The organism is Pandoraea anapnoica, assembly GCF_902459765.1.
In the GTDB taxonomy this organism is placed as follows: Bacteria; Pseudomonadota; Gammaproteobacteria; order Burkholderiales; family Burkholderiaceae; genus Pandoraea; species Pandoraea anapnoica.
In genome coordinates, this window is sequence record NZ_CABPSP010000002.1 from 368,775 (window position 1) to 390,573 (window position 21,799).

The window sequence follows — 21,799 nt, forward strand, 5'->3', positions numbered from 1 at the left end:
GCACTTGGGTAACTCGCAACACTCATGACGCAAAACGTAGCCCTTCAGATCGTTCAACGCATTGCCGACGAACTTAACGTGCAGCCGCGTCAGGTCGCCGCCGCCGTGCAACTGCTGGACGAAGGCGCCACCGTGCCCTTCATCGCTCGCTATCGTAAGGAAGTGACCGATAACCTCGACGACACGCAACTGCGTAATCTGGAAGAGCGCCTGCTGTATCTGCGCGAACTGGAAGACCGCCGAGGCGCGATACTCGCGAGCATCGAAGAGCAAGGCAAGCTGACCGACGAACTGCGCACCGCCATCGTGGCGGCGGAAACGAAGCAGACGCTCGAAGACCTTTACCTCCCGTACAAGCAAAAGCGCCGCACCCGCGCGCAGATCGCCCGTGAAGCCGGCCTCGAGCCCCTCGCGCAGGCCCTGCTCGCCGATCCGACGCTCGACCCGCAAGTCGAAGCCGCCAAGTTCGTCGACGCCGAGAAGGGTGTGGCCGACGTAAAGGCAGCCCTCGATGGCGCGCGCGACATCCTGTCGGAACAGTTCGGCGAAACCGCCGAACTCCTCGGCAAGCTGCGCGACTACCTGTGGAATCAGGGCGTGGTGTCGTCGAAGGTCGTCGAAGGCAAGGAAAGCGAGGAAGGCGAGAAATTCCGCGATTACTACGACTACGCCGAACCGCTCGCTGCGGTCCCGTCGCACCGCGCACTCGCCCTCTTCCGCGGTCGCAACCTCGGCATTCTGATGGTCAAGCTGGGCCTTGGCGAAGAACTCGACGCGCAGGTCCCGCATCCGTGCGAAGGCGTGATCGCCGGTCATTTCGGCATTCGCCAGCAGAACCGCGCAGCCGACAAATGGCTGGGCGACGTCTGCCGCTGGAGCTGGCGCGTGAAGGTGCAGCCGCACCTCGAATCGGAACTGCTCACGCAGATTCGTGAGAGCGCCGAGAGCGAAGCCATTCGCGTGTTCGCCCGCAACCTCAAGGCGCTGCTGCTCGCCGCGCCCGCCGGTCCGAAGGGCGTGATCGGTCTGGACCCGGGTCTGCGTACCGGCGTGAAGGTAGCCGTGGTCGATGCGACCGGCAAGCTGCTCGGCACCGACACGATCTATCCGCACGAACCGCGCCGCGACTGGGACGGCTCGCTCGCACGCCTGTCGAAGATTGCCGCCGCGACCGGTGCGCAACTCGTCAGCATCGGCAACGGCACGGCCTCGCGTGAGACGGACAAGCTCGCGCAGGAACTGATCAAGCGCCATCCCGAGCTGAAGCTGCAAAAGATCGTGGTGTCGGAAGCCGGCGCTTCGGTGTACTCGGCCTCCGAATTCGCGGCGAAGGAATTCCCGGAACTGGACGTGTCTTTGCGCGGTGCCGTCTCGATTGCCCGCCGTCTGCAAGATCCGCTGGCGGAACTTGTGAAGATCGAGCCGAAGGCCATCGGCGTGGGCCAGTATCAGCACGACGTGAACCAGCGCGAACTGGCACGTATGCTGGACGCCGTCGTCGAGGATTGCGTGAACGCCGTGGGGGTGGACGTCAACACGGCATCGGCCCCGCTGCTCGCCCGCGTGTCGGGTCTGAACAGCACGCTCGCGAAGAACATCGTGGACTTCCGCGACAGCAACGGCCCGTTCGCCAACCGCGAGGCGCTCAAAAAAGTGCCGCGTCTCGGCGACAAGACGTTCGAGCAGGCCGCAGGCTTCCTGCGCGTGAACGGCGGCGACAATCCGTTGGATCGTTCGTCGGTTCACCCGGAAGCGTACCCGGTCGTCGAACGCATTCTCGCCAAGATCAAGAAAAGCATTGGCGATGTGATGGGCAACGGTTCGGTCGTGCGCAGTGTGTCGCCGACGGAATTCGTCGATGAGCGTTTCGGCCTGCCGACGGTCAAGGACATTCTGACCGAACTCGAAAAGCCGGGTCGCGACCCGCGCCCTGAGTTCAAGACCGCGACGTTCCAGGACGGCGTCGAGAAGCTGACCGACCTGAAGCCGGGCATGCAGCTCGAAGGCGTGGTGACGAACGTGGCCGCCTTCGGCGCGTTTATCGATATCGGCGTGCATCAGGACGGTCTGGTTCACGTCTCCGCCATGTCGACGAAGTTCATCAAGGACCCGCACGAAGTCGTGAAGGCTGGCGATATCGTGAAGGTCAAGGTGCTCGAAGTCGATCCGCGCCGTCAACGCATTTCGCTCACCATGCGTCTGAACGACGATCTGCCGGTGGCCGGTGCGAGCGATCGCCCGGGCAGCGGCGGGGGTAGCTCGGGTGGACGTGGTGCCAGCGGTGGTGGTCATCGTGGTGGCAATGGCGGCGGTGGCCGTCAGCGCGAGCCGGAATCGGTCAACGCCATGGCAGCCGCATTCGCCAAGCTCAAGCGCTGATCGCAACGTCAGCGTCATAAAGAAAAAGCCCGCTCAATTCGAGCGGGCTTTTTTACGTCCGATCTGTCGATTAACCGTCAAATCTCGATCTTCGTCCCCAGTTCAACCACGCGGTTGGCGGGAATACTGAAGAAGTCCGTCGGCTTGGCGGCGTTCTGGTGCATCCAGGCAAACAGGCGTTCGCGCCAGATCGACATCCCCGGCAGCTTCGTCGGGACGACCGTCTCGCGCGCCAGGAAGAACGACGTATCCATCAACTCGAAGTGCATGTCCGTCTTCTCTTCGAGCAGATGCAGCACTTCCTTGACGTCCGGCGTTTCGTTGAAGCCGAACGTCGCGACTACGCTGTACAGCCCCCCAGTGTGGTCCTTGACCTCGATGCGACTGCTGTCTTCCGCGTAGGGCACGTCTAGCGTGCGGAACGTCAGGAAGATCGTGCGCTCATGCAGGATGCGGTTGTGCTTCAGATTGTGCAGCAAGCTCACCGGGACCAGCGTGTTGCCGCCCGTCAGATAAATCGCGGTGCCGGCCACGCGATGCGGCGGGTGCGCCAGCAGACCTTGCAGGAACGGGCCCAGCGGAATCCCGTCGGCGGCCGTACGCTCACGCAGCAACTGACGGCCCTTGTGCCACGTCATCAGCATAAAGAACAGGAACGCGCCGAGCGCCAGCGGCAGCCATCCCCCCTCTTCGACCTTGATCAGGTTCGCACCGAAGAACGCGAAGTCGACGACAAGGAAGCCTGTGATGATGAGCGCCACGAGGAACTTGTTCCAATTCCAGACCTTGACCATGACAACGCAGGCGAGAATCGTCGTAATGACCATCGTCGTCGTCACGGCAATCCCGTACGCCGCCGCCAGATTGCTCGACGACTTGAACGCCAGCACGATCCAGATGATGACCAGCAACAGCGACCAATTGATGACCGGCATGTAGATCTGACCGATCTCTCGATCCGACGTGTGCAGAATCTTCATGCGCGGCACGTAGCCGAGCTGAATCGCCTGACTGGTGAGCGAGAACGCCCCCGAGATTACGGCCTGCGACGCGATCACCGTCGCGGCCGTCGCCACGATCACCAGCGGCAGCAGCGCCCAGTCCGGCGCGAGCAGGAAGAACGGGTTCTCTATGGCCTTCGGGTTCGACAGCAACAACGCGCCCTGACCGAAGTAGTTCAGCGTGAGCGCCGGGAAGACGAGGAACGACCATGCGAAGCGAATCGGACGGATGCCGAAGTGGCCCATATCCGCATACAGCGCTTCTGCACCGGTCAGCACCAGGAACACCGAGCCAAGCACGATGTACGCTTGCAGCGCGTGCGTGCGGATGAAATGGATGCCGTAGTAGGGATTGATCGCTTTGATGATCTCGGGCGCGAGCACCATGTTGTACACGCCGAGCACGCCGAGAATCACAAACCAGACCACCATGACAGGGCCGAACAGACGGCCGACCTTCGCAGTCCCGGACTTCTGCATCGAGAACAGAATGATCAGGATGACGATGGTAATCGGCAGCACGAAGCGCGTCAGTGAGGGTGCTGCGATCTCCAACCCTTCCACCGCCGACATCACGGAGATGGCCGGTGTAATCACCGCGTCGCCGTAGAACATACAGGCACCGAACATCCCCAGCATCATCAGGACGGAAGCCCACCGGCTGCCTGCCCGCACGCTGCGCAGGCTGAGCGCCATGAGCGCCAGCACGCCACCTTCGCCCCGGTTGTCGGCGCGCATCACGAACAACACATACTTCAGGGAAACGACGATCACCAGCGCCCAGAACAGCAGCGAGATGATGCCGAACACGGCTTGCTGATTAAACGGAATGCCGTGCTGCGGATCGAAACATTCCTTGAGCGCATAGAGCGGGCTGGTGCCGATATCGCCGAAGACCACGCCGATGGCCGCCACCATGAGCGCGGGCATGGCCTGAGGGCGCTGCCCGTGTCGAATGTTTTGCGTCATAAGGTTTGGGTAATCGCTTTATTGCGCTGCACAAAATGGGCGCTATTCTAACTGGGCGCCAGTTCCCTCGCCAGTCCGGGCAGATGCTGAGCGCCGGACCTGTTACATGACATGCTTCGCTAGGATATGACGAGCCGCGCGCCGTGACCAGTCCCGCGCAGCAAGGGTTTTGCCCGACATGAGCGCACGTAGGATCGCCGGTGCGGCACCGCTTTTCGAGTTGCAAATGCGCGACATATGCCAGACATGCGCGATTCGTGTGTCGACAGCCCCGGCAATTGCGTGTAGCGAACCGCCTGCGCATCCGCTTTGACGCCCGCCCCCCGCCTCCGACAGCATGGCACCCGGCGTTTGACACGCCCATGAAAAAAGCCGCCCGAAGGCGGCTTTCTCATATCCCGAAACGCCGGAGACATCCTCCAGAGAATCGCGGGTGCGGCATCGATCAGCGACGACGCGTAGTCTTCTTGGTCGAGCCCTTCACCGAGCGCACGAGTTCCGAGTCGACCGTGTTCTGCTGCGCCTCAAGCGAGCGGATCTGGCCCTGAACGTCCGTCAGGCGGATGCGTGCGGCGCTACGTTCAGTTTCCAGCGCGGCGGCCTGCTCACGCACGGCCTGCTGATTCTGCGCCAGTGCCTGTTCCTGCTGACGCTGGATGCTGAGATCGTTCTGCACGGCGTTCAGGCGGGTTTCGCTCTCGGCCAGCTGACGCTCGATCATCGCCTTCTGCGCTTCGAGCTTGATGCGGTTGATTTCGACGTCGGCCAGCACCTGCGTCTGATGAACGAAGTCGGCGTACAGCGATTCGGCCTTCTTCTCGTTGCTCACCTTGACCACGCGCCAGAACTGGCCTTCATGGAACAGAGCGACGTAGTAGCCCAGCGTCTGCGGGTAGAACAACAGGCTCGCGCCGTAGCGACCGTTATACGTCGTGCGCAGTTCGGTCACTTCCTTGTTCTGGATGCGATCGCGCAGTTCCTGAATCGTGCCCGAGGCTGCGCCGGGTGCCGTAGCCGATTGCGCAGGCACTGCCGGAGCTGCCAGTTGTGCAGGCGTTGCGCCCGTTACGTCGCGCACCGCATCGGCAGCCATCGCTGACGTTCCCCAGGCTGCCAGGCATGCCACCCCCACGCCCAACCACAACCGCCCCCGGCAATCACTGATTTTCATCTGATCTGTTTTCCTGTTATCGACCGGACCGTTTTACGGCCCTTATTCGTCGCATTCATTCGCCACCCCGGACTCCGTCCCGAGGATCTGAGACCTGCGTGTTTGTGGAATGATAACCGCATGCCCGCAATAGCCGACAATTCTATCCATTGAGGCGCGCTCTTCCAAGCAGGGAATGCGTTATTGTGCCCCCGCGATTTCATCTGTTGATACCGCGCAACTGAAGGGGCGCGAGACTTCCGGTCGGAAGAAACCTTTTGTCAGAAAAATCCTGTCATTCAAGGTGCGATTGAGGCATTCCCTCACGCAGCGCGCGGGGCCATGCCTATCCCTCATATTCGCTCGCCAGCTCCGAGTCATTGCCGACGATCTGATATTTGCGCATCTTCTCCCACAACACCTTGCGGCTGATACCCAGCGCGTTTGCCGTGTCCTGACGCCGCCATCCGTTGGCGTCGAGCGCCGCGACGATACGCGCGCGCTCGGTGGCGTCCCAACGTGCGCGGTCGGCCAGTGCCCCGCTGCGAGCAGGATCGTCGGCGCGCGGCACCGCCCCGGTGGCACCCATCGACAGTGCATCAAAGATCGGACGGATCCGCCGCTCGTCCCAGCCACCGAGTTGCCGGTAGATGATGCCGACACGCTCGGCGATATTACGCATTTCGCGGACGTTGCCGGGAAACACGCCGCCTTCGACCAGTTCGCGCAGCCACGGCGGCACCTGCGCGCCGACTTCGCTGTCGCCGACCACCTTGCCGAGATATGCCGTGAAGACAGCCAGCTTGTCGACCGGTCCGCGCTCTTCGAGACTGGGGATGTGCAACTCGATCACGGCGAGACGATAGAACAAGTCGGCGCGGAACAACTCGTCGCGCACCATCGACTTCAGGTTCTTGTTCGTCGCCGCCACCAGCCGGAAGTCGAGCTTCACCGGCTGCGCCGAGCCCAGACGCGTCACCGCACTATCCTCCAGCACCCGCAGCAGCTTGACCTGCTGATACAGCGGCAGATCGCCGATTTCGTCGAGAAACAGCGTGCCGTCGTTAGCTTGCTCGAAGTACCCCTTGTGCGAGTACAACGCCCCGGTGAACGCCCCTTTGGCGTGTCCGAAGAAGTGCGACTCGAACAGCCCATCCGGAATCGCACCGCAGTTCACGGCAACGAACGGCCCCTGTCCGTAGTGGCTCTGCTTGTCGTGCAGCAGACGCGCAATCCGCTCTTTACCGACCCCGGTCTCGCCATGAATCAGCACGTTCGAATCGCAGTCGGCGAAGGCGTCCACTTCGGCAAGCAGGCCGAGCATCGCACTCGACTGGGCGACGAGCGGGTCGGACGGTACGGGCGCGCGGTCGGCCTCCGCAATCGCACCGGAGAGTTTGAAGATGAGCGTGCGCAGTTCCGCGCCGGAGAAGTCGAGCGTGAGGATGTTGCTGTACTCGGGCGGGAAAACGCTGCGGTCGTTCTCGCGCGGCGTCGTGGCCACCCAGATCACCGGCATGCCATGACCGAGTTGCCATTCGTTCGCGTTGGTCGACGCGCCTTCGATCACCGACACGCTGACCACGGCGATGGACGGTCGCGCACGCGTGCGTTCGCGCGACAGGTCAATGCCGTCTGCACGAATCACTTCCATGTCGAAGCTTGCGAGGCAATGCGACACGCGGTCGGCAATGTCCGACTTGCCTTCCCACACGTAGACGTCGAGATCTTCACGTACTGGCTTGCTTTTCATGCTGGTCCGCTCGTTGGCGAACGCCCCCCGGCGTTCGTCATGGTGAAGTTCAGTGCGCCGTCCCGGCTCCGGTTCGGGCGTCGCGGGATGTTCCGATAGGTTCGCTAATACACGAGCTGTACCAGCCCGTTCTGACAATTGATACTGTCGACCGTCACCGTCGTCATGCCCAGCGTGATACCTAACGACGACAGCAGTGTGTTCAGCACGTTGCTGAGCGGCGTGAGCAGCGGGTTTAGCAAGGTGTAGAGCACGCTGCCGAGGACGGGTGAAATGTTGGACGTGCTGAGAGATGCCGATACGGCGTTGATACGGCACTGCGTGCCACCCAAGGTGCAAAGCAAGTCAGAGACCCCACCCAGCAGTCCGGTCACAATCCCGCCGAGGGTGTTGACCAACCCGGTCACCAAACCTCCTACGCCCCCGAGCACCTGCGGCAGATTGAGCGAGACCACGCCACCGAGAGTGGTACCCAGTGCGTTGGCTGTTTGATTCAGTCCGTTGGCCGCCGTGCTGAGAAACGAATTGACGGTGGAGATCGCCACGGCGGACTGCGCCGACGGCACGTTGTTGACCAGCCCGCCAGCAACGGTCCCGGATGACGATGTGCCACCACCCGCACTCACGTCAAGTGACAAGCCCGTGAGCAGCGCCGTCACGATTTGACTCAGATTCACGCTCGATCCGATCGGCCCGACCTTTTGTGGGAACGGCCCCGTGAAAGTGATCGGCGTGGGCGAATTGGTCACGAGCGAGAGGTTGACGTTCGCCCCGACGTTGATGATTCCGAGCAACGTTGCGATGTTCGTGCGTTGCGTCATGAGCGTGGTGCAGCTCGCCGGGTTGGTCTGAACGTTCACGCCGCTGGCCGCCGCACCCACGCAGACGTTCACCAGTCCCGAGTTGACCTGCAATGTGGTCGATGGCGTCGCTCCGCATTGCAGCGCCGTAACGGTCGCCGTCGACTGCGCGACTTCCAGCACAAGCGGCAGGTTCAATTGCGTGCCCACTGCACTGAGAATCCCGGCAAGCGGACCGGCGCTGGACGCGGCCGAATTGACCGTCAAAAACAACCTTACCTGCGCGTTCGTCGCCGTCGCGCCGACACCGCCGATGCCGATCTGTGGCGGCGAGATCACCCGCGCGACCACCGACACTGTCCCGCCGAGGATATTGAGCGACGGGATCGCGACGGCATTGTTCCCGGTCCCGCCGACGATGGCCGCCGTAATCAGATCGGAAATACCCACATTGGCATTCAGCGCATTCGCCGCACTGACACCCGCAGCATCGATGTTGGCGATGATGCCCGGCGTCGTCGCAGTGCCAAGCAGGTTGATCGGCAGGTTGAGTACCGGGCTGTTGGCGAACACGTTGATGAGGTTGTTCATCGCCGTGACGGAGGCCGACAACGCACCGTTCTGCGTGGCGAGTGCCGTATTCGTCGCACTCAGCAGCGTACCGACGGTGAGGTTCTTCACTGCGGCCACCCCGGACAACGACGCCACGCTCACGTCCCCTGTCACCGGCACGCCGAGCGCCTGCAACAGTCCCTTGGGCGTGATGTTCACGCCGACGAGCTGCTGCGCCGCACCCACGTACAGCGTCGGCGAGATCCCCACGGAATTGAGCAACGGCGCGAGGACTGAATTATTCGCATTGAGCGCGAGCAGCCCCGAATCGACCGTGAACGTCACCACCGCAGGTGCTTTGCGTGCAATGGCGTTGGCGGAGATCGTACGCGTGCCAGCCAGTTGGAAGAACGACGGCACGCCGAGCGTCAGCGTCACCGAGACGGCGTTGCCGCTCGCGGCATTGGCCGACGTCGCGGCGACGAACGTCCCCGGTGTAGTCGCCGTCGCCGCTGGCGACGTCCAGATCCCGCACGACGTGGCAATCGTCAGACTGGCGACGTTGTTGCCGAGGTTCGACGCGACGTTCGCTCGCGCGACGGTGTCGTAAGAGGTCGTATTGGCGCAACCGGGCAGCGTTTGCGCTCCGGCGAGCGCCGCCATGTCGGCGGCACGTTGCAAATCGCGTCGCTTCATGAAGGCGAAACCGGCGTCGATGGAGAACGCCAGAATCAGCACGACGGTCAGGAAGATGAAGGCGAGGATCGGCACCGACCCGCGCTGGCGTCCGGCAAACCACACCGTACGCTTTGCACGAGTCGTGTCATTCGTTGAGTGCCCACGCGCACGCGGAGTCATGAGACATCACTGGCTCGCGCCAGCCCCCGCTGCCGCCGGTGCCGCGCCGCCGCCGTTACCGCCACCACCACCCGTGCCGTTATCGCTCTGGACCATCGTGGTGAAGAACGCCGGAATTGCGTAGTTGAAGCTCTCCAGATAGCGACGGTAAGCGCGCGAGGCCGTCGCCCCGAGCATCGGCAAACCGGGACCGGCAGCAAGGTTGTTCGACTGCACGGCGAGCAACGCTTCGGTCTCGTCGCCGAGCATGCCGTCGCGCGCCGGAGCACCGACGACCGGCGGTGAGGTACGGCGCACGACATCGGCCGGGATACGCACTGCCTGCTGCGAGGGCGCGGCCGCGTTCTGTGCAACGGGTGCCTGCTGCACATTCGTTGCTACGGGTGCTGACTGAGCCACCGGAGCGGCAGACGTCGTAGCGACGGCGCGCGAGTCCGCCCCGCTAGTTGTGCCGCCCATCGTGCCGGTGACAGGCGCATTGCTTTGCGCTGCGGCCGCACCGGCCCAAAGCGTGAACACGGCAAGCCCGAGCTGCGCCGCGCGAAGCGAACGGACGCCCGGTGTTCCCTGAAGTTTCTGGATGGCCATCTTCACGTCTCCCCTGATGTTGCTTCGTTCGTTCTTACTGCGAATGCGCGAACCGGTCGAGCATCGACGTCGGCATGTCGCTGCGCGGTCCGTCCCCGGCACGCGCGAGTTTGGCGTCCGATGCCGAAGCGACCTGAGATGGCTTCGACTGCACCTTGTTCTGCACACCTTCCGGCGCATTCGCCTGCGGCAGTCGTACCACGACCGGCCCCTCGCTGCTTGCGCTCGCGCGGGCCGATGCAGCAGATTCGGTCGATGCCGAAGCCGTTGCCAAGGCAGGTGCGGCTTGCGGTGCGATGGCTGCCGCCGCCTGTGCTGCGACTCGTGCCGCAGCGGCGTCTGCGGCCTGCTTGCGCGCCTTGGTCTGCGCTCGAATATCGGCGGCCAGCTTGTCGATGGCTTCACGCGTGGACGGCGGCATCTTGGCGTTCGTCATCATCGCGTCGGCGCGCGAGCGATCGCCGGTCACGAGCAGATACACCGCCAGATTGCTGAGCACTTTTTTACTGTCGGGCTGCAACTCGGCCGCTTGAGCCAGCGGCACGCGCGCGGCAGACGGCTCGCCGTTACGCAGCAGCGCGAAGCCAAGATCGCTGAGATAGAACGCTTGCGTCGGCGCACGCGACACCGCCTCGCGCAGCGCCTGCGTGGCTCCGGCGTAATCCTTTCGCTGTGCGGCCACCAGTCCCAGGCCGTGCCAGGCGGCAGCGGCTTCGGTGCTGCCCAGCAGTTGGCGGTACGCCTGCTCCGCCGCGTCGGGCTGCCCTGTCTCGCGCAGGGCATCGGCACGAAGAATGTCGACGTCAGGCGCCGAGCCGAACTGCATGCGGAATTGTTCGATGTGCGCGAGCGAGGCGAAGTACGAGCCCTGATCCTGCACCTGACGGATCATCGACAGATACAACTCGCGCGTGTCGGGCTTCGCAAGCTTCGCCTTTTCTTCGTCGTTCTGCTGCGCCTGCATCAGGGCGGCGGCCGACGGCGCACCGTAAGCCCCCATCGTCGGCCCGCTGCTGCATCCGGCCAGCAGTGCAGCACTCAGCACAACGGCCACAGTTGACGCAGCGATCGCACCGGCATGGCGCGTATGCTCACGTGCAAGGAATGGCGTCTGGATTGGCATGGTCAATTCATGGCCTCCATGGATTTGGTCAGCGACAGTAGCGCCGGTCCTGCGACCACGAGCATCAGCGCGGGCAGCAGCGTGAGCATCATGGCCAGCGTCATCTTCACCGTAAGCTTGCCGATGCGCTCCTTCATCGTCTGACGGCGCTGTTCGCGCAAGCGATCGCTGAATTGTTGCAGCGGCTCCTGCACTGCGCCGCCATGCTGTTCGACCTGCACGATGAGCCTCACCAGCGCGCGCAAATCGTCGTTGTCGTACACCTCGCGCAGCCGTCCCATCGACGCCTCGCGACCGCGCCCCGACGCATATTGACGGTTCGCGTTCTCGAATTCCTTCGACAGGATCGGCAACACTTCGCGGAAGTCGGACACCACCACGTACAAGCTCTGGTCCATCGAAAGCCCCACGCCTTGCAGCAGTCGCAACAAGTCGATGAGCAACGGCAGTTCGTCCACCAGATCGCGGCGACGTTGTCCCGCCTTGCGCTGCACATAGAACTTCGGTGCCAGCAATCCAGCCCCCGCTGCGCCGATCAGCCGCAGGATCGTGCCGAGCCCGCCGCCGCCCGGAAACCACAACCAGACAATCAGCGGCAGCACCACCGCCAGCGCCACGCGTGTGAACAGGAATAGCGACTTGGCGCGCACGCTGTCATAGCCGCATTGCGCGAGTAGCAGGCGGTCTTCCGCCGCGATCAGGTTCTGCCCGAGACGCGTTTCAGACCATTGCTTGCCAAGCGCGGCCGCACGGTCGAGCAGCGAGCGCCAGCCACGCTGTTTGCCCTCGCCCAACGCCTGCGCATCCACATCCCCATTGGCACCTAACCCCACCGACGCCGTCGCGGCACGCAATGCCGCGAGCGCCTGTTGCTGACGGCTTGCCAGCACCTGATCGATCATCCGTTCGCTGCGCCCTTGCCGCACGGCGCGCAACAAGATCGCCGACGCCGCGAGCAACAGCCCGGCCGCGACCATCAGCAGGCCAAGCATCATCCACGTGTGCGAGTCAGTCGAGAGCGATGAGAAGTTCATGGCTGCGGGTCCTTCGCGCTCAGAGCGACTTGGCCAACCGGTACAGCACGAAACCGCCGAACACCTCCAGTCCCAGCCCGATGGCCAGCAGTTTCTGGCCGGCCGGCTCCTGGAACATCGGCTCAAAGAACTTCGGATTCAGCAACATGAGCAGCGCACTGACGACAATCGGCAGCGCCGCGAGGACCCACGCCGACATGCGCGTCTCGGACGACAACGCGAACAACTCGGCCTGCGCCTGCTCGCGATCGCGCATGAAGCCCGACATGCGCGCCAGAATCTGGTCGGCACGTCCGCCGAAACGCGTCGACAGATCGACGACCGACGCGAACAGATAAATCTCATCCACCTGATAAACGCGTGCAATCTGCTTGAGCGCGACGTCCAGCTCCACGCCCGCCTGCACCTGACGCACCGCCCGCTCCAGCAACTCGCGCAGCGGCAAATCGGCGTTGCCTGCGGCCGACTGAAACGCCGAGGGCAGGCTGTTACCGACGGTCAGCATGCGCACCATGCCATCGAGAAAGATCGGCAACTGACGCACGATGTCGCGATGTCGGCGCGCGGCCTTGAGCCAATAGCGCAGCACCGTGACGACCGCGTACACGATCAGAATCACAATGGCCGAGAGTGGCCCCTGCCACACCCAGAACCCCAGCGTCAGCATGAGACCGGGCACGATCAGCATGAGATAGAACGGCGTATCGGGCTGCACGCCCGCACGCTCGAAGAAGAACTCCCACGGCAACGACTTGCGGCGCGGCGCGCGCACTTCGCCGGTCTCTGTAGCCCCGAACTTCGGCGCATTCTGTGCCAGCTGACGCTCAAGGAAGGCGCTGGTCGCCTGTTCGCGTGCGCGCTGATGTGTGCGACGCCACAGCTCCAGCCCCGCTGCCACCAGCAGCAGTGCGATGCATGCGGCCCACAGCACGAGGGCGTTCATCGACGGCGTCCGAAGAAGCCACCGCCGCCCGAATCGGGCGGCACATTGCCTTGCTGCGCCTGCGCGGCGGCGACCGCATTGCGCGTCTGCTCCTTGTAGCGCTGGAGCTTGGGCGAATGCGGCTGAAGCCCGAGCGAGACCCACTTGTCCTTTTCCTCGCCGTCCGGACCGACCACCGACTCGTGGCGGAACAGTTCCTGCGTGGAGATGACGGTATCGGACACGCCGGTCACTTCGGTAATCGACAGAATCCGCCGGCGTCCGCTCGACAGACGGCCGATCTGCACGATGAAGTCCAGCGCGCTCGTGATCTGACGGCGCAGGCTGCTCTCGCTGCCCTGAAACCCGGCGAAGCCCGCCAGCATCTCCAGACGATAGAGACATTCGCGCGGCGAGTTGGCGTGAATCGTCGCCATCGAGCCCTCGTGGCCCGTGTTCATCGCCTGCATCATTTCCAGCACTTCGGAGCCGCGCACTTCGCCCACGATAATCCGGTCGGGACGCATCCGCAGACTGTTTCGGATCAAGTCGCGAATCGTCACTTCCCCGGAGCCGTCGAAGCCGCCCTGACGCGACTCCAGCCGCACCACGTGCGGGTGGTTCAGCGAGAGTTCGGCCGTATCTTCCACCGTCACCACGCGCTCGGTCGCCGGGATAAAACTCGCCAGCGCGTTGAGCAGCGACGTCTTGCCCGAGCTCGTGCCGCCCGAGACGAGGATGTTGCAACGCGAGCGCACCGCCGCTTCGAGCAGGTTGTAAATCTCTTCGTTGAAGCTGCCAAGTTGCAATAGATCCGACGGCTTGAGCGGGTCTTTGCGGAACTTACGAATCGAGACGACCGGGCCATCGACGGCCAGCGGCTCGATCACCACGTTCAGGCGTCCGCCATCGGGCAGACGCGCGTCGACCATCGGATTCGATTCGTCCAGACGCCGCCCGATGGGCGCAAGAATGCGACGCACGATGCGCAGCAGGTGCTGGTTGTCCGAGAAACGCAGTGCTTCGCGCGCCAGCACGCCGCGACGCGAGACGTACACGTCGTTGTAGCCGTTGATCAGAATGTCTTCCACCGCCGCGTCGGCCAGCAAATCCTCTATCGGACCGAAGCCGGCCAGCTCCTTGGTCAGCGCGTCGGAGATCTGACGCAGCTCCGCCTCGTTGATCGGGATGCGGCGCAAACGCACGAAGCCGTCCATTTCCAGATCGACGAACTGCTGGATCGCGCTACGGCTCCAGCGCCCGAATTCGGCGCCGAGTTCTTCGATGCGCGCGAGCAGATGTTCGTGCGCAGCGGTCTTGATGTCCTGAAACTGCTGTGAATTGGCAAACGCGCGCTTGTCGTCGGCAAATTCGATGGAGTCGGTCATATCAGTGCTTTCCCATGAATCGGCCCAGCCAGCCCGACGACTGGCGATGCGATGCGGTTCCCGCATGCTGTGCGCAAAGCAGTCGTTCCACCAACGGTTGTAGCGCACGCACATACGGGTCGCTGCGCGCCGTGTCGATGATCAGCTTGCCCTGATTGGTGGCCGAGAGCATGGCGAGCGGCCGGTCGGGCAGCGTGGCGAGCAGCGGCAGGTCGAAGCGCTTGGCGATCTGATCGGCCGCCATGCCGTAACGCGGGTCGTAACGATTGAGGACGAGATGCAGATGGCTGCGCTCGACGCTCTTCTCCTCCAGATCACGTAGCATCGACGCGAGCGAGACGATCGCGCCCACGCTCTGGTCGACCACGAGCCAGACTTCGTCGGCCGCGCGCACGAGGCTGGCCACGAACGCCGGATTCGAGAAGCCGCCGAGGTCGGCCACGATCAGATCGAAGAACGCGCGCAGGCGATCGGTGAGCGCCAGCGCGTCGGCCGCCGCCACGCTGCGCATGTCGCCCAGATCGAGCGGCAGCGGCAGCACGGCCAGACCGCTCGGCGCGTGCGACACGGCCGTGTGCACAAGCGTTTCGTCGAAACGGCGCAGATTCTGCACGGCCTCGGCGAAGCTGAACTGGCTTTGTGTGTTGAGATACAGCAGACCATCGCCGGAAGGCAGTCCGAGATCGAGCAGCGCGACGTGGCCGAGCAACGAGCCGTCGAACTTGTCGTCCTTGTTCGCGTTGGCCTTGGCCGCCTTCGCGGTCTTCTCCGCACGGTCCGGGTCGGTGCCGACGGACATTTCCTGACCCAGTTGCGACAGATGCGCAGCCAGCGTGCTGCATCCGACACCGATCCGGGCACCGAGCAGCACGATGAACCGGCCGTGGCGCTGGGGCTCTGTCGTCACGCTCGCCGTGGGCGTGTGGTCAATCACGCGACGCACGACATCGAGCGCCTCTTCATGCGTCGAGTGCATGTCGATGAAATCGTGGACGCCAGCGCGCAACGCGGCCTTCATGCCGTCGGCGCGCACCACCGACCCCACGGCGACCAACGGCAGTTTGGGCGCGACGCGTTTGAGCATCTGCGCCAGCTCCGTGGCCTGCACGATGCCGCCATCGGGCGGATCGTCGGCATGACCGGTCGGCTCGCCCGAGAAGTCGAGCAGCACGACCTGCGGATCGAGATCGCCGATGCGCTGCTGCAACTGCGCCGGACGTCCGGCTTCCTGCAGCACTACGCCCTCTTCGCGCAAAGCCGCCGAGAGCCACTGTCCGTGGCCGGCATGTGCGCTGCAAAAAAGAAAGCGATGCAACTCAGTCATGGTGTCCAGTATTCGCGTCGGTGCGTTCATTTGTGCACTCCTTACTACCCCAACCCGGCTCTCGCCGATGCTTCGTCCGAGACCGCCGCGCCGCCGTCGAACCTGCTTCGCTCCGGCGCTAATGCCACGTCAGTCACTTCGAGAAGCCCGGCAGTTCGCTGTCGCTTGCCACGCCCATCAAATACTCGCCCCACACCGGCCCCGGCCGCTTCTCCCGGGTGTCCCCCGGCAGCGGCAGCGTCACGTCTCTGGACACCGGCTTGACCAAGTGAGGCGTGACGATGATGACCAGTTCCTTCTCGATACTGTTGTACTTCAGATTCCGGAAAAACGAGCCGATGAGCGGCAGATCGCCCAGCAGCGGTACTTTGTCGACGGCGGCGGTCGTCGTGCGTGAAATCAGGCCGCCGATGATGAAACTCTCGCCGTCGCCCAGCTCGACCGTCGTATCTGCGCGCCGTGTCGTAATCGCGGGAATCTGCGTCGACGCGATCACCACGGCATTCGTATAGTCAAGATCGGACGCCTCCGGCGCGACCTTCAGTGCAATCCGGTTCGGCGACAGAATCGTCGGCGTCACCGTCAGGCCCACACCGAACGATTTGTAGACGATGGTCGTCGTCCCCAATCCCCCCGACTGCGGCACAGGCAACTCGCCACCGGCGAGGAAGCTTGCGCTCTGGCCCGACAAGGCGACCAGCGACGGCGCGGCGAGTACACGCCCCAGCCCGTTCGACTGCAGCAAGTTGATCTTCGCCGACAGGTTGAATGCGCCTCGCGTAATCGAGCCGAAGAACGATCCGAAGCTCGACGTCGAAGTGCCGCCACTGCCGAAAGCAGCCGTCCCAAGTGTCGAAATCACGCCGAAACCGCCCGAAGGCGAGTTGTGCTGCGCCGTGAAGTCCACCCCCAACTGATTCAGAATGTTGCGGTTCACTTCGACGATCTTGACGTCGACCTGAACGACGCCGGTGTCCCCGACCGTCGAACGATCCACCACCACCCCGCCCTTGCCTGTCGCATCGACCGCTGCCGCTTGCAGGCCACTGTGTTCGATGAGCGTATTCGTATGTCCCTTGATGACGGCCGCACTGCCGCGCGCGTCGACGCTGGCCGTGCCGGTGTCACCCAATGCACTTTGCAGGTTGCCCTGCACGTGAACCTCCCAACGGGTGGCCTCACCACCGCGCGGCCACGTCGATACCTGTGTCGTACCGGCCTTCTTACCGACGACCAGCACCGAGCCGCGACGCCCGCCCGAGCCCTTAAGCACGACGATGTCCGCGATCTCCGGATCAGCCACGGCCACGCGCTCCAAAGTGCCCGAGACCGGTAATTCGCGCTGCTCGTGCACAGCAAGCGTCAGCGAACGAGCCCCTGCGCCAGGTGCGGTATCGGCGGCGTCGGCCATCCGGACCGCGACCGTCGCGCCACACGCGAGCAGCGCAGCAAAACAAAACAGCATTCCCGTGACACGTCTGGTTTCTCGTCTGGCAGTGCGAACCTGGCTTCTGATCATGGCGTGGCTTTATCGGTCACTGTGTCGGTTAAGTAACGTTCGTCGCACTGGTTGCCCCCCCGCGCCCGAACATCACCGGCTCTGCTCGTCACTTCAATTCAGTTCACTCAATTCAAATCGTTTCGACGCGTTCGGGTTAGAAGGACGCGGTGGACCGCTCGGCGCCGCGCACGACTTCGACCGTGCCACCGCCGCCGCCGCCCGGCGCACGCGCTGCGGGTGCTGCCGCCGTGCGTCGCGGCGGCTCCCCTGCCAGCCCCGTCGTGGCAATACCGGCGTAGGCCTGGTTCTCCGGCGAGTTCAGTGCGGCCTTGTTCTCTCCTGCGAGACCGGCCTTGCTCACGAGTACGGGCGGTGTCGGCGGAAACAGCGAGGTATCGGGCTTCGTGTCGTCGGCAGGGTTGCGCAGTGCGAGCGTGATCTTGCCCTGCTGCGCGCCAAGCACGAGTCGATTGACGTCTTCGATCGGGACTGCCACGACCGCCGAGGTCGCGGGCATCGGCGGCGGTTGCGGCGCGGCCGCTTGCTGAGGCGGCGGCGCACTGGCCGTCGCTGCCGCGACCGTGGACGCGACGCTAGGCGCGGCGGGCGGCGGCGTGATGTCGTCAAGCGACGCATTGCCGTAGGTCAGCACTCGCACACGCGATGCCAGCAGGCGCGCTTGCGTGTCGTCCACCAAGCCAACCGTCGGGCTGCCTGCGGGTTGATTCGTCTTCATCGTGAAGAAGACGTCCACGAAATCGCCAGGGCGAATGCGGTTGCTCACGCCGACCGTCTCGGTCACGGGAAGGGCGACGGCGCGCTCGCCGGGGGCGAGCTGCATCGCGAGGCCCCGTGCCAGCGTGTTTTGCGTGACCGGCACACCCGCTGCGAGTGCGACGAGGGGCACTCGGCCCACGACGTCGGCCGGGTTGGTGAAGGCATTGGGCGTCTGGCTGTCGAACTGCGCAATCTTGATGTCGTCGGCCGTAATCGGCTTGCCCGGGGTAAGCGCCTTAGCCGCCACCACGGCCGGGAAGCGCTGTGTCAGCGTTTGGGTCACCGTCGAGGGCGTGGCGTTCGGCGCAGGCGCATTGGTCGTTCCCAGACGCAATGCGAAGAGCGCCAGCGCGACACCGACGATAACCAGCACAGCAGCAAGAATCTTGGTGGCTTTGTTCATGGCTTGGGGCCTGTCGGCCGTTCAGTCACAACTTGCGGAACGCCGGTGTGTCGGCGGCATATCAATCCGATGCGACTTGCTGTTACCTCACTCGTGGTCCTACCTGTTGCCAGCTTCGTACTTGTTTCATGCGTGTGCTGCCCGTCCAGACCGTCGCTCAACTTCCCCCGAGCGTCGACGTGTCCAGCGTCACGGCCGCCGTACCGATCACGGTTTGCGGCACCAGCGCGCCCAGCCCCGGCCAGTTGACCGTCATCGGCTGATTCAGCGTCAGCGTCACGTGGACAATGCATTGCGACACCGTGCCGGTCCCCGACGCCGGGCAGGGATACGTGGCATCCGCGGGAAACGTCGCGCTGACGGCCGACGCCGAAGGCCATGTCAGCGTGGTATTGATCGCCGTCGTGGCGTATCCCTGACGCTGTGCCATCGTGCCGGCGCGCAACATCGCACGGCCCGCTTCGGAGGCGGCCTGTGTGAGCATTTGTCGGGCAAGAATGTTGATGGAGAAGGCGACGGCGACGTAAAAGGCCGGCAGCAGGATCATGAGGATGAGCATGAATTCCAGAGCAGCGACACCGCGCGGTCGTGTTGACCGAACGCATCGCAACCCTGAATTTGCTCGTGCCCCAGACCGCTTCATGACGATACTCCCCGTCGCGCACGGCGCTTTTCGACCGTGTCTGGCGACGCATGAACCTGCAAATTTGCGCGGCGTCGCCCGCGCCTCCCGTTATTACGGTGCTGGCTTCGCCAACACTCGTCACCTCCGATGCATTCCCACTTTGCGATGGTCAGCGATCTTGCTGCTGCCTACGGAGGGCGCCCTCACGCCCTTATCCGCTCACTGCCTTCATCGCACCACGAGCGCTGCGGCAGCCAGATACGCCCCGTAAGGCAAACCCACACGCCCCGCCCGCCACTGCAGAATTCGTTGCCACACGCCTGACGCCATCCAACGTTCTCGCCATCGTGTGAGCCATTTCATGCGACCGCTGAGCACCACCAGCGCGTGCAATCCGGTTGCCACACTGGCCAGACACCACACCGGCAACAGCGCGGGGTAACCCGCTATCAATCCGATCACTGCAAACAGCTTGACGTCGCCTGCAGCCATCACACCGCGCCACCAAAAAGGTAGCAATACGATCAATCCCAGAAATGCGCCCAGTCCGTGGACCCACAGCACGCGAGGTCCGGTGTGCCACGCTTGCCACGCAATCCAAACCAGCGCGAGCGCAGCGACGCACATTAGCCAGATATTCGGGATACGCCGTGCGATCAGGTCAGTCAGTACGATCGGCACACACAACAGCCACAGCAATGTCAGCACAAGGGAGCTCGCGTCCGGTTCCGCTCAAAACCGCGTATACAAATCAGCGGCGATGCCGTCTCAATGCGATGCCGCCGAGGTGGCCGCCGACGTCACCGTGCTGAACGCGCTCGAGAGCACACTACTCATGTTCGTGTAGACCGTGCCGCCGATGATGACCGCCACGATGGCCGCGAGAATGCCGTATTCCAGCGCGGTCACACCCTTTTGCCGCGACAGTCTGTGCTGTCGGCTGCTTGCCCCGACTCGATTTGCTCGCATGATTCGCTTCCTCGCGAATACAGCATCCCACTACCCCGGATGGCGCTTGTCTGTGAACCTGCGCCCTTCCCCTTATGGTCCGCACGATCCCTCGCCATAGCACGCAGACGCGAGGAACCTGTGCCGACTTCTTCTGTAACGCCAAAGCGCCGTTGTTCCGATACGAACTACGTGAACCTTATGCGCCTGCTGCCGTGACCGCCGACTGGATCTTCGAGAACACAGAGGAGAACGCCGTGCCCAGGTTCGTATAGACGGTGCCACCGATGATCACCGCGACAATGGCGGCGAGGATGCCGTACTCAAGCGCCGTTACACCACGCTCGTCGCGCGCAAACAGACGAAAACGATTTCCGAGTTTCATATCACCCTCCCTCAAAAAGGCGCAAAGCGCCCGTTGGCACACAGCAAGGCACCCATCGACCCTAAGGTCCGACGTCGGCGTCCCGCCATATCGCTGATCAACTCTTGACTTCGGCCTCGGGTTCGTTGCGCCGTAAGGCTCGCGAACCTCTTTTACGTTGTACGCCAATATTTCCTTGGCTGTTGGCACAGCCTTTGCACATGCGTGCTATTTTTTTCTGATGCTAATTTAAACTAAATCACAAAAACTAGAGTCTTGCTTCCAATCACCCACGTGGATGTAAGAAAACGTTACGCAGGTTGATCAAACAATACTCCAAAACTAGGCAATACAGCGTGCGCGAGGGAAAACCATGATTGGTACGACGCCACACACATTAGCGAAATCCGCCCATCTACGGTTTCAGCACGCATTTAAATAACTATTCATCTTTTCCAAAGTGCTCATATCGCGTTTCGTCACGCGACACTTGGTGCCAGCCCTTCACTTCCCTTTTGCCGTACCGCACCGCGTCTTTAGCTATTAGTAAGGCTTTCTAGCTATTACGTTCGATCCGGCATTACCCGAATCGCCGGAACACCTGAATATCTTCCTCGGGCGTTCCGATGCATTTGCTTTTACTCCTGAATTCCACGCCTGAGTTTCATTCGTTTGCGTTACGCCTTTCCCCACGCCTTTCGTAACCCTTTCGTTCCGTTACATCCGAATCGTTACGTTACGTTACCCGTAACGAGCCCCGTAACGGGAACGTCGTTTCGCCGCTTATTCACCATTTCCCGATGGCGTTAACCCTGACTTTCCACTCCCCCCGCGCCGTCGAGATATCTCGATCCAAAAGATTCTTGTTTTCCGAAACGCAAATAAATACAGGCTTTTCAGCCGATTGCCGGAAAAACTAGAAAGCTTATTCGAACCTCGGATCTGTGGTTGGCACACCTCTTGCAGATATCCCTGCATCGCAACGCTAAAGATCACGAGGGACACCATGATCGTTGGCAATACCAAACAAACGATGCACGGCGCAGCAGCCATCTCGGCAGAGCGTCAACGCATCGCGGCTAAGCAGCGCGAGGCTGTGGCCGACACCGGTCGTAGAGGCGCAAGCCCAGGGAGGGGCGGTGAAGAAGGCGGTGGCGTACGCGCCACCGCCACACCGACCGACGTGGCGAACGCTCGCAGCAGCAATACGAATTCGGCCCATGCGATGACGGGCCCCGATAGCGCAACCGTAACCGCGCTCCTGTTCGCACTCATCGCACAACGCATGAACAACCGACTGGCAGCGCAAAACGTGCTCGCCTGAATACGACAAAGACCAG

General features: G+C 63.0%; 18 protein-coding genes. 2 read left to right on the forward strand and 16 right to left on the reverse strand.

Annotated features, from left to right (window positions below; all coding sequences use genetic code 11):
* Nucleotides 1-24 precede the first annotated feature (24 nt).
* Nucleotides 25-2,379 carry a Tex family protein gene (locus tag PAN31117_RS04740; RefSeq protein WP_150737186.1) on the forward strand — a complete coding sequence of 785 codons (2,355 nt, stop codon included), beginning with the start codon at nucleotides 25-27 and terminating at the stop codon, nucleotides 2,377-2,379.
* Between the two features lie 77 nt (nucleotides 2,380-2,456).
* Here PAN31117_RS04740 and PAN31117_RS04745 read toward each other — a convergent pair whose 3' ends face one another.
* The 16 genes from PAN31117_RS04745 to PAN31117_RS04815 all read right to left on the reverse strand — a co-directional run bounded on the left by PAN31117_RS04745 (nucleotide 2,457) and on the right by PAN31117_RS04815 (nucleotide 20,480).
* Nucleotides 2,457-4,349, reverse strand: a complete 1,893-nt coding sequence (locus PAN31117_RS04745) for a potassium transporter Kup (RefSeq protein WP_150737187.1) — start codon at nucleotides 4,347-4,349, stop codon at nucleotides 2,457-2,459.
* 445 nt (nucleotides 4,350-4,794) lie between these two features.
* On the reverse strand, nucleotides 4,795-5,520 hold the full coding sequence (locus PAN31117_RS04750; RefSeq protein ID WP_150737188.1) for a DUF2968 domain-containing protein: 726 nt from the start codon (nucleotides 5,518-5,520) through the stop codon (nucleotides 4,795-4,797).
* Between the two features lie 325 nt (nucleotides 5,521-5,845).
* On the reverse strand, nucleotides 5,846-7,252 hold the full coding sequence (locus PAN31117_RS04755; RefSeq protein WP_150737189.1) for a sigma 54-interacting transcriptional regulator: 1,407 nt from the start codon (nucleotides 7,250-7,252) through the stop codon (nucleotides 5,846-5,848).
* Between the two features lie 104 nt (nucleotides 7,253-7,356).
* Nucleotides 7,357-9,405, reverse strand: coding sequence for a pilus assembly protein TadG-related protein (locus tag PAN31117_RS04760; RefSeq protein ID WP_174990827.1), 2,049 nt, complete (start codon nucleotides 9,403-9,405; stop codon nucleotides 7,357-7,359).
* Between the two features lie 63 nt (nucleotides 9,406-9,468).
* Nucleotides 9,469-10,050 carry a DUF3613 domain-containing protein gene (locus tag PAN31117_RS04765; protein WP_174990828.1) on the reverse strand — a complete coding sequence of 194 codons (582 nt, stop codon included), beginning with the start codon at nucleotides 10,048-10,050 and terminating at the stop codon, nucleotides 9,469-9,471.
* Between the two features lie 34 nt (nucleotides 10,051-10,084).
* On the reverse strand, nucleotides 10,085-11,173 hold the full coding sequence (locus tag PAN31117_RS27030; protein ID WP_174990829.1) for a tetratricopeptide repeat protein: 1,089 nt from the start codon (nucleotides 11,171-11,173) through the stop codon (nucleotides 10,085-10,087).
* A 2-nt stretch (nucleotides 11,174-11,175) separates the two neighbouring features.
* Nucleotides 11,176-12,207 (reverse strand): type II secretion system F family protein, encoded by a 1,032-nt coding sequence (locus tag PAN31117_RS04770; RefSeq protein WP_150737192.1) that lies wholly within the window; start codon nucleotides 12,205-12,207, stop codon nucleotides 11,176-11,178.
* A 19-nt stretch (nucleotides 12,208-12,226) separates the two neighbouring features.
* Nucleotides 12,227-13,150, reverse strand: a complete 924-nt coding sequence (locus PAN31117_RS04775; protein WP_150737193.1) for a type II secretion system F family protein — start codon at nucleotides 13,148-13,150, stop codon at nucleotides 12,227-12,229.
* The gene (locus PAN31117_RS04780) at nucleotides 13,147-14,517 is read right to left on the reverse strand and encodes a TadA family conjugal transfer-associated ATPase (protein WP_150737194.1); all 1,371 of its coding nucleotides are present in this window, start codon (nucleotides 14,515-14,517) and stop codon (nucleotides 13,147-13,149) included. Before PAN31117_RS04780 ends, PAN31117_RS04775 begins: the two co-directional genes overlap by 4 nt.
* 1 nt (nucleotide 14,518) lies before the next feature.
* A complete protein-coding gene (locus PAN31117_RS04785) occupies nucleotides 14,519-15,871 on the reverse strand; it encodes a CpaE/TadZ family protein (protein ID WP_150737195.1) in 1,353 nt (450 codons plus the stop codon).
* Between the two features lie 103 nt (nucleotides 15,872-15,974).
* Nucleotides 15,975-17,306, reverse strand: coding sequence for a type II and III secretion system protein family protein (locus PAN31117_RS04790; protein WP_246188914.1), 1,332 nt, complete (start codon nucleotides 17,304-17,306; stop codon nucleotides 15,975-15,977).
* Between the two features lie 190 nt (nucleotides 17,307-17,496).
* Nucleotides 17,497-18,522, reverse strand: coding sequence for a Flp pilus assembly protein CpaB (cpaB, locus tag PAN31117_RS04795; protein ID WP_150737196.1), 1,026 nt, complete (start codon nucleotides 18,520-18,522; stop codon nucleotides 17,497-17,499).
* 157 nt (nucleotides 18,523-18,679) lie between these two features.
* Nucleotides 18,680-19,165 carry a TadE/TadG family type IV pilus assembly protein gene (locus tag PAN31117_RS04800; RefSeq protein WP_150659625.1) on the reverse strand — a complete coding sequence of 162 codons (486 nt, stop codon included), beginning with the start codon at nucleotides 19,163-19,165 and terminating at the stop codon, nucleotides 18,680-18,682.
* A 210-nt stretch (nucleotides 19,166-19,375) separates the two neighbouring features.
* Complete coding sequence (locus tag PAN31117_RS04805) at nucleotides 19,376-19,855, reverse strand: A24 family peptidase (protein ID WP_217429630.1); 480 nt, start codon at nucleotides 19,853-19,855, stop codon at nucleotides 19,376-19,378.
* A gap of 60 nt (nucleotides 19,856-19,915) precedes the next feature.
* Complete coding sequence (locus PAN31117_RS04810) at nucleotides 19,916-20,056, reverse strand: Flp family type IVb pilin (protein WP_231965144.1); 141 nt, start codon at nucleotides 20,054-20,056, stop codon at nucleotides 19,916-19,918.
* 238 nt (nucleotides 20,057-20,294) lie between these two features.
* The gene (locus PAN31117_RS04815; RefSeq protein WP_069343832.1) at nucleotides 20,295-20,480 is read right to left on the reverse strand and encodes a Flp family type IVb pilin; all 186 of its coding nucleotides are present in this window, start codon (nucleotides 20,478-20,480) and stop codon (nucleotides 20,295-20,297) included.
* Between the two features lie 985 nt (nucleotides 20,481-21,465).
* Here PAN31117_RS04815 and PAN31117_RS04820 point away from each other — a divergent pair.
* Entirely contained in the window at nucleotides 21,466-21,783 is a 318-nt protein-coding gene (locus PAN31117_RS04820) for a hypothetical protein (RefSeq protein WP_150737197.1), read from the forward strand.
* Nucleotides 21,784-21,799: the final 16 nt, after the last annotated feature.

Coding starts and splice junctions, on each gene's coding strand:
- cpaB (WP_150737196.1), bottom strand. CDS start 18,522: ATGAACAAAGCCACCAAGATTCTTGCTGCTGTGCTGGTTATCGTCGGT.
- PAN31117_RS04750 (WP_150737188.1), bottom strand. CDS start 5,520: ATGAAAATCAGTGATTGCCGGGGGCGGTTGTGGTTGGGCGTGGGGGTG.
- PAN31117_RS04775 (WP_150737193.1), bottom strand. CDS start 13,150: ATGAACGCCCTCGTGCTGTGGGCCGCATGCATCGCACTGCTGCTGGTG.
- PAN31117_RS27030 (WP_174990829.1), bottom strand. CDS start 11,173: ATGCCAATCCAGACGCCATTCCTTGCACGTGAGCATACGCGCCATGCC.
- PAN31117_RS04820 (WP_150737197.1), top strand. CDS start 21,466: ATGATCGTTGGCAATACCAAACAAACGATGCACGGCGCAGCAGCCATC.
- PAN31117_RS04765 (WP_174990828.1), bottom strand. CDS start 10,050: ATGGCCATCCAGAAACTTCAGGGAACACCGGGCGTCCGTTCGCTTCGC.
- PAN31117_RS04780 (WP_150737194.1), bottom strand. CDS start 14,517: ATGACCGACTCCATCGAATTTGCCGACGACAAGCGCGCGTTTGCCAAT.
- PAN31117_RS04740 (WP_150737186.1), top strand. CDS start 25: ATGACGCAAAACGTAGCCCTTCAGATCGTTCAACGCATTGCCGACGAA.
- PAN31117_RS04770 (WP_150737192.1), bottom strand. CDS start 12,207: ATGAACTTCTCATCGCTCTCGACTGACTCGCACACGTGGATGATGCTT.
- PAN31117_RS04790 (WP_246188914.1), bottom strand. CDS start 17,306: ATGCTGTTTTGTTTTGCTGCGCTGCTCGCGTGTGGCGCGACGGTCGCG.
- PAN31117_RS04800 (WP_150659625.1), bottom strand. CDS start 19,165: ATGAAGCGGTCTGGGGCACGAGCAAATTCAGGGTTGCGATGCGTTCGG.
- PAN31117_RS04785 (WP_150737195.1), bottom strand. CDS start 15,871: ATGAACGCACCGACGCGAATACTGGACACCATGACTGAGTTGCATCGC.
- PAN31117_RS04815 (WP_069343832.1), bottom strand. CDS start 20,480: ATGAAACTCGGAAATCGTTTTCGTCTGTTTGCGCGCGACGAGCGTGGT.
- PAN31117_RS04745 (WP_150737187.1), bottom strand. CDS start 4,349: ATGACGCAAAACATTCGACACGGGCAGCGCCCTCAGGCCATGCCCGCG.
- PAN31117_RS04755 (WP_150737189.1), bottom strand. CDS start 7,252: ATGAAAAGCAAGCCAGTACGTGAAGATCTCGACGTCTACGTGTGGGAA.